At 69.4% G+C, this 13,014-nt stretch carries 13 protein-coding genes; 1 reads left to right on the top strand and 12 read right to left on the bottom strand.

Features of this window, described 5'->3' with window-relative positions:
- Window positions 1-73: 73 nt before the first annotated feature.
- The gene (locus ACYVJ3_RS07140) at window positions 74-436 is read left to right on the top strand and encodes a thioesterase family protein (protein WP_460852008.1); all 363 of its coding nucleotides are present in this window, start codon (window positions 74-76) and stop codon (window positions 434-436) included.
- On the opposite strand, the gene ACYVJ3_RS07135 is transcribed toward ACYVJ3_RS07140, so the two are convergent.
- The 12 genes from ACYVJ3_RS07135 to ACYVJ3_RS07080 all read right to left on the bottom strand — a co-directional run bounded on the left by ACYVJ3_RS07135 (window position 427) and on the right by ACYVJ3_RS07080 (window position 12,991).
- On the bottom strand, window positions 427-1,350 hold the full coding sequence (locus ACYVJ3_RS07135) for an FUSC family protein (protein WP_460852006.1): 924 nt from the start codon (window positions 1,348-1,350) through the stop codon (window positions 427-429). The genes ACYVJ3_RS07140 and ACYVJ3_RS07135 overlap by 10 nt on opposite strands.
- Window positions 1,351-1,602: 252 nt before the next feature.
- A complete protein-coding gene (locus tag ACYVJ3_RS07130) occupies window positions 1,603-2,082 on the bottom strand; it encodes a hypothetical protein (protein WP_460852005.1) in 480 nt (159 codons plus the stop codon).
- Window positions 2,079-2,624, bottom strand: a complete 546-nt coding sequence (locus tag ACYVJ3_RS07125) for a hypothetical protein (protein ID WP_460852003.1) — start codon at window positions 2,622-2,624, stop codon at window positions 2,079-2,081. Before ACYVJ3_RS07125 ends, ACYVJ3_RS07130 begins: the two co-directional genes overlap by 4 nt.
- On the bottom strand, window positions 2,621-3,928 hold the full coding sequence (locus ACYVJ3_RS07120; protein WP_460852001.1) for an MCE family protein: 1,308 nt from the start codon (window positions 3,926-3,928) through the stop codon (window positions 2,621-2,623). Before ACYVJ3_RS07120 ends, ACYVJ3_RS07125 begins: the two co-directional genes overlap by 4 nt.
- Window positions 3,928-5,127 (bottom strand): MCE family protein, encoded by a 1,200-nt coding sequence (locus tag ACYVJ3_RS07115; protein ID WP_460851999.1) that lies wholly within the window; start codon window positions 5,125-5,127, stop codon window positions 3,928-3,930. Before ACYVJ3_RS07115 ends, ACYVJ3_RS07120 begins: the two co-directional genes overlap by 1 nt.
- Window positions 5,127-6,356, bottom strand: coding sequence for an MCE family protein (locus ACYVJ3_RS07110; RefSeq protein WP_460851998.1), 1,230 nt, complete (start codon window positions 6,354-6,356; stop codon window positions 5,127-5,129). The genes ACYVJ3_RS07115 and ACYVJ3_RS07110 overlap by 1 nt, the downstream gene beginning before the upstream one ends.
- Window positions 6,353-7,336 (bottom strand): MCE family protein, encoded by a 984-nt coding sequence (locus ACYVJ3_RS07105; protein ID WP_460851997.1) that lies wholly within the window; start codon window positions 7,334-7,336, stop codon window positions 6,353-6,355. The genes ACYVJ3_RS07110 and ACYVJ3_RS07105 overlap by 4 nt, the downstream gene beginning before the upstream one ends.
- Window positions 7,333-8,364, bottom strand: a complete 1,032-nt coding sequence (locus ACYVJ3_RS07100) for an MCE family protein (protein ID WP_460851996.1) — start codon at window positions 8,362-8,364, stop codon at window positions 7,333-7,335. Before ACYVJ3_RS07100 ends, ACYVJ3_RS07105 begins: the two co-directional genes overlap by 4 nt.
- Window positions 8,361-9,530 carry an MCE family protein gene (locus tag ACYVJ3_RS07095; RefSeq protein ID WP_460851994.1) on the bottom strand — a complete coding sequence of 390 codons (1,170 nt, stop codon included), beginning with the start codon at window positions 9,528-9,530 and terminating at the stop codon, window positions 8,361-8,363. The genes ACYVJ3_RS07100 and ACYVJ3_RS07095 overlap by 4 nt, the downstream gene beginning before the upstream one ends.
- Window positions 9,531-9,535: 5 nt before the next feature.
- On the bottom strand, window positions 9,536-10,390 hold the full coding sequence (locus ACYVJ3_RS07090) for an ABC transporter permease (protein ID WP_460851992.1): 855 nt from the start codon (window positions 10,388-10,390) through the stop codon (window positions 9,536-9,538).
- A 1-nt stretch (window position 10,391) separates the two neighbouring features.
- A complete protein-coding gene (locus ACYVJ3_RS07085; protein WP_460851991.1) occupies window positions 10,392-11,246 on the bottom strand; it encodes an MlaE family ABC transporter permease in 855 nt (284 codons plus the stop codon).
- A complete protein-coding gene (locus ACYVJ3_RS07080; RefSeq protein WP_460851989.1) occupies window positions 11,243-12,991 on the bottom strand; it encodes an FAD-dependent oxidoreductase in 1,749 nt (582 codons plus the stop codon). The genes ACYVJ3_RS07085 and ACYVJ3_RS07080 overlap by 4 nt, the downstream gene beginning before the upstream one ends.
- Window positions 12,992-13,014 lie beyond the last annotated feature (23 nt).

The following is a 13,014-nucleotide window of genomic DNA, read 5'->3' as shown; positions in this document are numbered from 1 at the left end:
TCGCTTGTGGTCACCCACAGACCTCGACGCCAGTGATTCCGGCGCGGCGTCTGTGCGTGGTATCCCAACGAGCATGAGGGAGCATCACGTCGACGTGGCCGACACTGCCGCCGCCAGCGGGTCCGGCGACGTCGCCTGCCTCGGCACGCCCCGGCTGCTGGCCTGGTTCGAGGCCGCGACGTGCGAGCTGTCGCAGGCCGTGATCGACGAGAGCCAGACAACGGTCGGCACGGCGGTCGAGCTCGAGCACCTCGCGCCGTCGGCGGTGGGCAGCACCGTGAGCATCGCCGCGACCGTCCGCGAGTCGACGAAGCGGTGGATCGACTACGACGTCACCGCGATCGACCCCACCACCGGGCGGCTGCTCGCGCGCGCGACCATCACCCGAGCCATCGTCGACCGGACGAACTTCGTCGCGAAGCTCCGTCAGCCGTGACGCCCACGCACTGATCGCTCGGTGCGGTCGCGGATGAGATAGGTGACGACGAACCCGCACAGCACCCCGAGCATGGTGCCCAGGGCCCGGGTCTCGATCAGCTCCCGTACGCCGATCGGCGCGGCCAGCTCGGTCATCAGCATGATCATCGGCGTGAAGAAGCTGAGTGCGAGCGTGTAGTTCGCGGCCATGAACAGCTCGGCAGGGAACAGCAGCACGATGACCACGACTCCCAGGGACCGCGGCCCCATGCCCGTCGCCAGCAGAAGCGCGGTGATGCCGAGCCCAGCGACGGTCCCGACGATGCGGTGGATGCCGCGCCAGAACCGTCCGCGCGGGTCGGCTGCGGCCAGGGTGACCGCGGCTCCTGCGATGGCCCAGTTGACGTGACTCAGCCCCGCCGCGTGGGCGAGGCACCCAGCGAGGGTGACGGCGACGGCGTACCGGAAGGCGTGGAGGACCGCCGCCGGCCGGGAGCGCACCCGCTGCCCGCGGAACGCCTCCGCTACCGCACGAGGGGTGATCGGGTTGGCGTCGCCGCCGCTCAGACCGATGCAGATCGCGATCGCGGCGCCGCCTGCGGCGATCGCCCACGACGCGAACGGGTCGAGCACGCTGCTCGGGATGCCGGCGATCGCACCGAGGGCGAAGATGCCGTAGAACGGGCCATCCGGGCGTAGTGCGAAGAAATCCGCGACCAGGGACCCGATCACGGAGAACGCAGCCGCGGCACCGACCACCGCGAGAGATCCCGCGTGCTCGTGGGCGAGCAGGATGCCGACGGCGGTCCCGGACAGCAGGAGGAGTGCTCCCTGGGACTGGTGCAGCAGCCGCATCACCCGGGAGTCGGTCCGGCCGTACATCCCCGTGAACGAGCCGAACACCGCGTAGATGATGAGGCCCGGACGATCCACCGCAACAAGTGCGAGGCCAGGAATGACGAGCCCCGCGGCGACCCGCACCGCATGGGCTCGATCGCTGTCGGGGACCACAGACCGCAGACGGACGGCGCTCGTCATCGCTCTCAAACCTTCTCGCAGTACAGCAGTGGCGCTGATAGTGCCGTACGCGAGGTCCGTTCGCCACCTCGCCGACTCGTGCTTGACCCCTGCGACAACTCGTCTTGTCGCCGGCAGACCCGTCCGGTCGCGTCGGCGTCGTCCGTCTCAGACAGGCTTGAGTCCGGCGATCTTCCACGTGCCGCCGGCGTGCTGCATGGTGACCTCGACCCGGCTGCCTGAGACCGACTGGCGCTGGGCCCTGTTGGTGGTGGTCTGGGTGAGGAACATGAGCACCACGACCTTGTTCGCGTCGCCCGCAACGACGCCGGCGGAGGAGACCTCGGCGTCGGTGCTGATGCCGTTCTTGCTCGCGGTCGGCTTGACGACGCCGGACAGGATCTTCGCGTAGTCGGTGGCGAAGCTGCCCGTGGTCTGCCGGTTGGCGACCGCGAGGTCGGATGCGAGGCTCGAGACGCGATAGGACAGGAGCGCCGGGACCCGGGTCTTGGCCGCCGCGAGGGCGTCGGTGCGGGCGTCGGCGGTCGCCCGCGCTGCCCGCGCGCCGAGGAACGTGGTGGTGGCGGCAGCGAGCGCCAGCAGGACGGCGGCTGCGATCACGACCAGACGGGTCCGCGGGTTGCTCATGACACCAGCTCCAGTCCCGACACCAGCCACGCGCCGTCGTTCTTCTGCAGGCTGACCTGCAGGCGGTAGTTCCGCGGTTGCGCCTTGGTCGTTCTCTTGTTCTTCACCGTGCCGGCTGCGGCGACGATGACGGTCGCGCTGTCGTCGCCGTACGACGCGATGCCGGCCGAGACCACCGACCCGGTCGCCGCGACGTCGTTGCTGCTCAGCGCATGCCGCAGCGCCTCGGACTGCTTGCCGAGCTGGGACCTGAAGTCCGCGGTCGCCCGGCTCAGCAGGGTGTCGATGTCTGCCTGCGAGCTCGAGGCGTTGATGCTGATCAGGCCGGTCACCTCCGTCGAGGCCACCGAGACGGCCGCCCTCCGGTCGCTCTCCTGCCCGTCGAGGTGCCACCAGACGTAGCCGCGCCAGGCGGCTGCGGCCAACAGCGCCACGACGAGGACGCCGAGGGCGAGCTCGAGCGGACGGCGGCCGAGCCGGTCGGGGGTGCGGCCCTTCGGCTCCAGGGACTGGGTCACAGATTCGGTCATGGTGTCGCTCACGGGGTCATTCCCAACGGTCCGAGGACGAGGATCTTCCAGCTGCTGCCGGACGGAGTGGTGGTGGTCGAGGCGCCGCGGCCCAGGGCCAGCTCGTAGGCGGTCGTCGCGGACGGGGAGACGAGCTGCCTGGCCCCGCGGAACCGGATCCCGCACGAGGACGGGAGCGGGCCGCGGGCCGAGGAGCTCGGGCACGGCAGGTTGCGTACGCCGCGCACGACCATCGGGTTCGACGACGGGACCGCGCAGTGGGCGAGCGTGTCGACCTTCCGGATGGTGCGCACCGACGGACTGCGGCGCTGGGCGGCGGGCAGGTAGCCGGTCGTGCAGGTCGCCGGATCGTCGAAGGTGGTCCGCAGGTCGAGCTGTACGTCGCCCTCGGCGGCCCTCGGGTTCACGGCCTGCTGGACGCGGGCGATCGTGGCCGGGTAGATGACCAGGGTCTCCTTCAGCTCGGGCAGATACGTCCTCAGCACCGAGGCGTCGGTGGTCAGGTTGGTCAGCAGGGTGGGCAGGATCGGCTGCAGGCTGTCGATGGTCGAGCTGAGCGAATCGAGGCCCGGCGCGCCGTTCGCGAGCAGGCCGCGCAGGTCGCCGTCGTGTGTGGCGACAGCGGTGGTGAGCGCGTTGAGGGAGCGGGCGTAGGCGCCGGTGTAGCGGGCGAGGGCGATCTGGGTGCCGAGCACCGGGCGCAGGGTGGCGATCAGCGAGGTGGTCGCGTCGACCTGCTGCTGCGCGGTGGCGAGCAGGGCGCTGGTGGAGTCGATGGCCTGGCCGAGGTCGCGGCCCGAGCCCCCCAGGCCCTGGCCGACCTCGTCGAGCACCCGCGTGGTCTGCTGCTTCGGGACCGACTTCAGCAGGGTGTTGAGCTTGTTGAGGACCGGGGTGATCTGGGGCATCTCGATCGCGCGGTCCGGCCCGATGACCGACCCGTCGTGGAGGTACTGGCCGTCGCTCGCTCCGGCGCCGACCAGGTCGACGTACTGCTCGCCGATCGCGGAGGTGCTGTGCAGGTGCGCCACGGCGTTGGCGGGGATCCTGGTGCCGTCGTCGATGCGGAGCACCGCCACGGTGCCGGCGTCGCTCAGCTTGAGCGAAGAGACCTGGCCCACCTTGACGCCCTCGTAGGTGACGAGCGCCTTGGGGTAGAGGCCGCTCGCGTCGCGGAAGTCGACCGACACGTTGTAGACGCCGATTCCGACCATCGCCGGGACCCGGGCGTAGACGAACACCGTCATGCCGATCGCGAACGCGGCCAGCACCGCGAAGACGCGCAGCTGGTTCTTGACGAATCCGGTGAGGAGCATCAGCACAGTCCGATCAGCTGGAGGAGGCACGACGAGCCGGAGGAAGTGCTCGGCGATGCGCTCGAGCTCTGCGCGGATCGGTGCTTCGCCGCCCCGCCGGTCCCGCCGGAGGCCGTGGCGCCCGCGGCGGAGCCGGCGGCGAGCGGAGCCTGGACCGGATCGGTGAGCTGGTCCGCGACCGGTAGTCCGCCCAGCAACGCGCTCACGTCGGGCAGGCTCTTGCTGCGCAGGTCGAGGGTGAGGAACAGGTTCGCGTAGTCGCCTCGGACCGCGTTCATCGTGGTCATCACCGGGAACGGGATGGTCAGGCCGATCTTGAGCGCGTTCGGCAGCTGGCTGCTGGCCTTGCCCAGGTTGGTGAGGATCGGCACCAGCGCGTTCAGGTTGCCCAGCAGCGCCTGCCGGCTCGCGCGGACGACCCCGACCGCCCGGATGCTGGCGTGACCGGCCGCGCCGAGCGCCCGGACCAGCCGCACCCGCTCCTGCTCGAGGACATCGAGGCCGGGAGTGATCCGGTCGATCGCCGTACCGATGCGCTCCTTGTCGTGGCGCAGGCCGGTGCTCAGCCGGTCCAGCGAGTTCAACGCGGTGACGATGGCGCCCTTGTTGTCGTCCAGCACCTTGAGCAGCCGGTTCGCGTCCTGCACGAACGCCCGGGTGTCGGGCACCCGGTTGTGCAGCGCGGTCGAGAGCTGGCTGGTGATCGTGCTGATCTGCGAGAGGCCGCCGTTGTTGAGCAGCAGCGCGACGCCGCCGAGGACCTGCTCGGTGGAGGGGTAGCTGCCCGTCTGCGAGGCAGGTACGACGGTGCCGTCGGTCAGCGAGCCGGCGGATCGGCCGGCCGGTGTGGTGACGTCGACGTACTGCGCACCGAGGAGCGTCTTCTGCCCGATCGAGAAAATCGTGTCGGCCGGCAGATGCACGTCCTTGCGCAGGCGCAGCGTGACGATGGCCTGCCAGTCCTCCTCGTCGATGGAGGCGACCGTGCCGATCGTGACGTCGTCCTTCTGCACGGTGGAGTTCGGCACCAGGTTCTCGACCTGGTTGAAGTGGACGGTGACGGTGTACCCGTCGCTGCCGACGCCGACCTGCCCGGGCAGGGTGTTGTCGTTGGGCTGGATCTGGCAGCCGGAGGCGGTCAACCCGACCAGCACGGCGCCGGCGGCGGTGAGGCGGCGCCAGCCGCGGAGGCGGTTCATCACTTGCCTCCCGTGCTGAGCAGTCCGGACAGCAGGCCCGTGAGACCGTCGGTGGTGGACTTCACCGTGCCGCCGAGCCCGCCGGAGCCGCCCGAGGACGACGATCCCTTCGCGGTGCCCGGGCCCGCGGTCGGCGTACTCCCCTCGCTGAGGCCCGGGAGTGACGCGCTGGACAGGCCCAGCAGGTCCAGAAGCGGCTGCAGTGCCGCGCTGCACTGGGCTGCGGTGCCGCCGGAGCCGAGGATGGAGCCGCAGATCAGCTGGGGCACGTTGTCGAAGTTCGCCAGCGCGCTGCGGGCGGTGATCGCGTGGTTGTCGATGATGTTGTACAGGTTGACCAGGGAGTGCGGCGCGACGTGGAGCACACCGGCCAGCTGGTTGGAACGCGACGCGATCGTGGCCGCGGTGATGTTGAGGTCGCGCAGCGAGTGGGTCAGTCGGGCACGGTGGTGCCGGAAGAAGGTCGTGGTCGTCCGCAGCACCGTGCTCAGGTCGCGCATCACGCCGGTGAGGTTCTGCCTGTTGTCGGACAGCACCCTGCTCGCGTTCGTGAGCTGGCGGGTGAAGCCGCTAACCGCCGCGTCGTTGAGGGCGAGGTTGCGGGTGAAGGTGTTGAGGTTCGCGATCGTCGCGAACAGGTCGCCACGGCCGTTGGACAACGAGCCCGCCGCCCGACGCAGCCCGGTGATCGCGTGGCGGAGCCGGGTGGAGTTGCCGTGGTGGAGGCTGTTGTCGATCGCGTCAATGGCGGTCGCCAGCGCGCCGCGCTTGCCGCCCTGCGGGCCGAGCGCGGAGGTGAGGTCGGTCAGCTGCTGCTTGACTGCGTCGAAGCTGAGCGGGACCGCAGTGCGCGCCTCGGGGATCGAGTCGCCGTCGCCCAGCTTCGCTCCGCCGGCGTACACCGGGGTGAGCTGGACGAACCGGCCGCTGACCAGGCTCGGCGAGACGATGGCCGCCTTGGCGTCCTTCGGGATCGGCTGGCTGGAGTCGACCTGGAGGCTCACCACGACACCGTCGTCGGTGGGCTCGAGCTGGGTCACCTTGCCGACCTTCACGCCGAGGACCTTGACGTCGTCGCCGACGTAGAGGCCCTCGCCGCTGGCGAAGGTGGCCGTGATCGTGGTCGAGCTGCCGTCCTGCAGCAGCTTGAGGCCGACGACCGCCACCAGCAGCACCACGACCAGCGTGATGATCCGGCGCGGGGAGAGGAACCGGGTGAGCGCGTTCACTGGGTCGCCCCCGAGATGATCGGCGCCAGGGTGCCCGGCGAGGTGAGGTTCTGGACGTAGGCGTCGAACCAGGGGCCGCTGCCGAGCGCGTCACCGAATGCGGTCGCGTAGCCGCGCAGGCCGGTGATGGTGTCCTGCAGGTTCCTCCGGTTCTTGTTGAGTACGCCGAGCAACATGTCGAGCTGGTCGAGGGCCGGCCCGAGCCGACCGTCGTTCTGCGCGAGCACCAGGTGCAGCTGGCGCGCGAGTCGGCGGCCATCTCGCAGCAGCGCCACGACCACGGACTGGCGGGCGGTGAGCTCGGAGAGCAAGGAGCGGCCGGAGGTCAGCAACGGCGTGATCTCCTTGTTCCGGCTGGCCAGGACCCCGGTCACGCGGTTGGCGTGGCTGAGCAGCGAGCGCAGGTTGGCGTCGTTGCTGGAGATCGCCGATGAGAGCGAGACGATGCCGCGCAGCGCCGGTCCGACCGAGCCCTGCGAGGTGTCGAGGGTCTTGGAGAGCTCCTCGAGCGCTCCCTTGAGCTGGGACTTGTCGATTCCCGAGGTCTTCACCGTGAGCTCGTTCAGTGCACTGGTGATGTTGTACGGCGAGGACGTCCGCTCGACCGGGATGGTGTCCCCTGCCTTCAGCTCGCCGCCGCCGGCGGGCACGAGCTGGATGCCGGCACGGCCCAGCAGGGTGATGGTGATGATCGCAGCAGTCGTGTCGTCGCCGAGGCGGAGCTTGCTGTCGGTGATGACCGCGTCGGCGACCACATGGGTCCCCTCGATCTTGACCGCGCGGACCTTCCCGACCTGAGCGCCGGAGACCAGCACCACGTCGCCGGCCTGGAGGCCGCCCGCCTCGGCGAACTCGAGGTGGATGACGTCGTTGTTGCCGATGAGCGGCAGCTTGTTCAGGTTGAGGCTGGCGAGCACCGCCAGCACGATGACGAGCGTGCCGAGGATGCCGCGGGCTGCGAGCGCGCCGGGTGTCTTCATCGGCCGCACCTCGCCGCTCCGGACGTCGTGATCGGGACCGTGCCGGTGACGTCGGTGATCACCTTGACCTCACAGAGGTAGAAGTTGAAGAAGCTGCCGAAGGACGCCGTGTCCTGGATCATCGCGTAGTGCTTCGGTAGCAGTGAGAGGACCTTGTCCAGGGTGCCGGCGTTCTTGTTGACACCGCGGGCGGCGACCGTGAGCCGCGTGAGGGAAGTGCCGAGGTCGGAGCGCGAGGACTGCAGCAGCGAGGAGGCCTCGTTCGCCAGCGGCACGATCTGTGCCGCGGCGCCGATGACCTGCTTGTCCTGGTGTTGCAGGCCGACGACCAGGCGGGAGAGGTTGGTGATCAGCTGTCCCAGGGTGCCCCGGCGCCGGTCGACGGTGCCCAGGACGGCGTTGAGGTTGCCGATGACCTGGCTGACGACGTGCTCGCGCGAGCCGATGGCGCCGGTGAAGGAGCCGACGTGCTGGATCAGCGTGTCGACAGCGGATTCCTGGCCCTGCAATACCTGGATCAGCTCGCCGGAGAGCTCGTTGATCTGGGAGGTGCTCAGCCCGGCGAACAGCGGCTTGAAGCCGTTGAGCAGGTCGTCGAGGTCGAGCGCCGGCGTGGTCCGCGACTCCGGGATGGTGCCGCCGTCCGGGAGCGCCGGCGCGTTCGGGTTGGCGGTGGCGAGCTGCACGATCCGTTCGCCGATCAGGTTCTTGTACTGGATCGTCGCGCCCGTCGCCGTGTTCAGGCTCTGGTTGTCGGAGACGTTGAAGGTGACGCCGACGGTGTTGTCGGGCCGGACCGCGATCGCCTGCACCTTGCCGACGTCGACGCCGGCGACGCGCACCTCGTCGCCGACCTTCAGGCCGGAGACGTCGCTGAAGACGGCGTGGTAGGCGTTGCGGTGCCCCGGCCGGTACGACGCGGTGATGATGCCGACCCAGACCGTGAAGATCGCGGCGACCAGCAGGAAGATGCTGAACTTGATCAGGTCCGCACGTTCCCGCTTGCGAAGCACGCTGCTGCCTGTCATCGGGTGCTCCTTCCGGCGAGCTGGCCGAACAGCGCGGTCAGCGTGTCCTGCTTGGTGGCGGTCGACGTACCGGTGGCGTTCGGGTTGGCGCCGGTGTGGAAGGCGGTCGCCGGCTGCCGGGCCTCGGCGGCCGTCACGTAGGGAAGGCCGTAGCAGGCCGGGCCTCGGTCCTCGCCGAGCAGCGGCACGTTCCTGGGGTAGGTGTAAGGGTCGGCCCCCGGCACGATGCGGGTGATCGTGGTGACGCCGGGGTTGGTGCCACCGACTGCCGCCTCGGCGAGCTTGTTGGCCGAGGACAGGCCGAAGACCATGCAGGGCAGCTCGGAGGAGTAGCGGGCCAGCACGTTGCTCACCGGCTGCAGGGTGTCCAGCGTGGTCACGATGCCGTGCCGGGTCAGCTTGAGGAACGTGTCCGCCTTGCCGCTGAAGGAGGTCAGGCTCAGCTCGAGCGCCTTCAACGACGCCTGCTGCTGCACGAGGGTCTGCGACGTCGTACCGAGGTTGGCGAAGGTGTCGACCAGGTCGTGCTCGGAGCGGGCGTAGGTGTCGACCACGTCGTCGGTGCGGCCGAGGTCGGCGCTCAGCGTCTGCAGCGACGGGTTGAGCGAGCGGAGGTAGGTGTCGGTCTGGGTGATCAGGCTGCCGATCAGCTGACCGCGCTGGTCGACGGCTCCGGCGACGGCGGTGAGGGCCTGGTTGACCTGTGCCGGGTGGGCGGCGTCGAGGAGCTCGGTGAGGTTCTGGAAGGCATCGTTGATCTCGACGGTCACGCTGGTCGCCTCGATCACGTCGCCGGCCGCCATCGGCGTACGGTCCGCGTTCGTGGCCGAGGTGAGCTGGACGTACTTGCCGCCGAAGGCGGTGGGCGGCACGATCTGAGCAGTCACCGACGCCGGGACCATCGCGACATCGCCGGAGTTCATCGCGAGGCGTACGTCGACGGTGCGACCGTCGGTGGTGACCGCGTCGACGTGGCCGACCTGAACGCCGCGGTACTTCACCGGTGCGCCGTGGGCGAGGGTGAGGCCTGCCCGGTCGGTGTGCACGTCGACCGACACGGTCGACTGGAACGCACCCTTGTAGCTGGCGACGGTAGCGGCGACGACGCCAGCAATGAGAAGCACGAAGACGATCCCGTAGGCGGTCCTGCGGTCGAGCAGATGCATCCGGATCACCCTGCGATGTGGACCGACGGACCGCCCCAGATGGCGATACCGAAGACCAGGTCGACGAACATGGAGCAGATCAGTGCCGAGCGCACGGCGCTGCCGACCGCCTTGCCCACGCCGGCGGGGCCGCCGCTGGCCTGGAAGCCGTGGTAGCAGCAGATCGAGACGATGACGAGCGCCATGATGAGGACCTTGAGGATCGACAGGAACAGATCGCTGGGGATCAGGAACGTGTCGAAGTAGTGCTGGTAGGTGCCAGGCGGCTGGTGGTAGCCGACCGTGACCACCAGCCGGGTGGCCAGCCAGCAGGTCATCAGCGAGATCATGAACAGCGGCACGACGGCGATCAGGCCGGCGAGGATCCGGGTCGTCACGAGGTAGGGCACCGACGGCACCGCCATGACCTCGAGCGCGTCGATCTCCTCGCTCACCCGCATGGCGCCGATCTGTGCGGTGAAGCCGGCGCCGACGGTCGCGGTGAGCGCCACGCCGGCGATGATCGGCGCGACCTCGCGAGTGTTGAAGTACGCCGAGAAGAACCCGCTCAGCGCCGAGACGCCGATGTTGTCGAACGAGGTGTAGGCCTGCAGGCCGACCTCGACACCGGCGGCTGCGGTGAGGAAGCCGACGACGAGCACGGTGCCACCGATCATCGCGAGGGCACCCGAGCCGAGGGCGACCTCGGCCAGCAGCCGGATGATCTCCCGGGGGTAGTGCTTGATCGCCATCAGGAAGTGGCTGTAGGACCGCCCGTGGAACGCGAGCTGGTCGCCGAGGTTGCGCAGCGCGCCCGCGGGCTTGCCGAGGGCCTTCATGGCCCTGCCGCCCAGTGCATGGTCGGATGCTTGGTCAGACATCTCAGGCTCCCAGCTTCAGCTGCAGGAACAGCGCGCTGAGCACGCTGTTGGTGGCGAACAGCTGCATGAACGCGAACACCACGGTCTGGTTCACCGCGTCCCCTACGCCCTTCGGTCCGCCCTTGGCGTTGAGGCCCAGGTAGCAGGCCGTCAGGCCGGCGAGCAGGCCGAAGGCTGCCGCCTTGATCTCCGCCTCGATGAAGTCGGGCAGCTGCACCAGCAGGGTGAGGTCGTTGAGGTACAGACCCGGCGTGGCGCCCTGGAGGACCACGGAGAAGAAGTACCCCCCGAGCAGACCGACCACCGTGACCATGCCATTGAGGGCGACACCGACCAACGTCGAGGCCACGATCCTGGGCACGACCAGCCGCTCGATCGGGTTGATGCCGAGGGTCACCATCGCGTCGATCTCCTCGCGGATCTTGCGCGACCCCAGGTCTGCACAGATAGCGGTCGCACCGGCGCCGGCGACGACGAGGACCGAGACGATCGGCCCGATCTCGCGGACGACCGCGACGGCCGCACCGGCGCCGGCCAGGTCGACCGCGCCGATCTGGATCAGCAGCTGGTTGACCTGGAAGATGATGACGACGCAGAACGGGATCGAGACCAGCAGGCCCGGGACCAGCGACACAGTGGTGATGAACCACGCCTGGGAGACGAACTCCCGGAAGTGGAACTTCGTCGTGAAGAGCGTCCGGAAGGTCTTGCCGGTGAAGCCGAAGAAGTCACCGAAAGTGCTGAACGTCTTGAAGATCATCGTGCCCTGGAACGCGTCCTTCGCGATCGCGCGGGCACCGGGCGACATCCCCGCCGGGGCGGACCGGTCGGCGACCGGGGGCGTGCTGGCTGTCACGAGCAGGCTCCCCCGCCGATGACGGTGAGCGGCAGACGCAGGGCCGCAGGCGCAGTGGGAGGTACGACGGGGAAGCTCGGGCTGACCGCGCGCACGGCGGCGTACGCCGTGCCCAGCTCCGGGCGGCTGTCGGGCTCGCCGTGGTTCGGCCACAACGCCATCGCCCGCTCCGCCTGCGCGGTGATGGTCAGGCTGGGGTTGACGCCGAGGTTCGCGGAGATCGCCGCACCGTCGACGACGTGCAGGCCGGGCTGCCGGTAGACGCGGTGGTAGGGGTCGATCACGCCTGTTGTCGGCGAGTCTCCGATCGGGCAGCCGCCCAGGAAGTGGGCGGTCATCGGGATGTTGAAGACCTCGCCGATCGTGCTGTAGGAACCGCCGTCGATCTTGTCGCTGATCGAGCGGACCACGTCGTTGCCGGCGGGGATCCAGGTCGGGTTGGGCTCGCCGTGACCCTGCCGGGAGGTGAGGCTGATCCTCGAACGCCGACCCAGGCGGCGCTTCTTCGGGGACACGGTGATCGAGTTGTCGCTGGTCTGCATGACCAGCGCGATGATCGTGCGCTCCGGCCAGCTGCGGAGGCCGCCGACCGTCGAGAGCAGCAGCAGCGGGTGCCGCACCGCCTGGCCGATCCAGCGCAGCCAGCGCGGGACGCGGCCGCCGCCGTCGGTCATCAGCGTCAGCAGCAGTCCCATCAGGCCGGAGCCGTGGCCGTAACGGACCGGCTCGACGTGGGTGACGTCGTCGGGGTGGATCGAGGAGGTGATCGCGACGCCGTGGTGGAAGTCGTACTTGTCCTTGTTCCGCATCTTCGTGCTGGACGCGCACAGCGCCTCGGAGTTGGTGCGGGTGAGGTAGCCGAGCCGGTCGGAGAGGTGCGGCAGATGGCCCGAGCGGGCAGCGCCGTGCAGGAGCTCCTGGGTCCCCCAGGTCCCGGCGGCCAGGACCACCTGCTCGGCGGTGATCGTGGCCGTCGTACGCCGAGCCGACGCACCGCTGCGGTGCGTGACGACGTCGTACCCACCCCCAGACCGCTCCACGACCGCATCCACCGTCGTGCGTTCGCGGATCTCGGCACCGGCCTTCTCGGCGAGGTAGAGGTAGTTCTTCAGCAGCGTGTTCTTGGCGTTGTGCCGACAGCCGGTCATGCATTCACCGCACTCGGTGCAGCCGCTGCGCTCGGGGCCGGCGCCACCGAAGAACGGGTCGGCGAACGATGTCCCGGGCTGCTTGGTGCCGTCCGGCCCGAAGAACACGCCGATCGGGGTCGGACGGTAGGTGTCGCCCACGCCCATCTCGTCGGCTACCTGCTTCATGATCTCGTCGGAGGCGGTCACGGTGGGGTTCGTGACGACACCCAGCATCCGCTTCGCCTGGTCGTAGTACGGCGCCAGCTCCCGCTTCCAGTCGGTGATGTGCGCCCACTGAGGGTCGGTGTAGAACGCGTCGGACTTCGGCTCGTACAGCGTGTTCGCGTAGACCAGGGACCCGCCGCCCACGCCGGCACCCGCGAGCACCACGACGTCGCGCAGCAACCGGATGCGCTGGATGCCGAAGCAGCCGAGTCGCGGTGCGTAGAGGAACTTGCGCACGTCCCACGACGTCTTCGCGAACTCGTCGTCGGCGAACCGGCGGCCGGCCTCCACGACCAGGACGCGGTAGCCCTTCTCCGTCAGCCGGAGGGCGGCCACCGAGCCGCCGAAGCCGGAACCGATCACGACGACGTCGTACTCGTGCTTCGACATGGGGCGCCTCCTGGCTCGCGGTG

The organism is Nocardioides montaniterrae, from assembly GCF_054782655.1.
The sequence above is the reverse complement of the archived record's forward strand: the minus strand, read 5'-3'. Positions and strand labels throughout refer to the sequence as shown.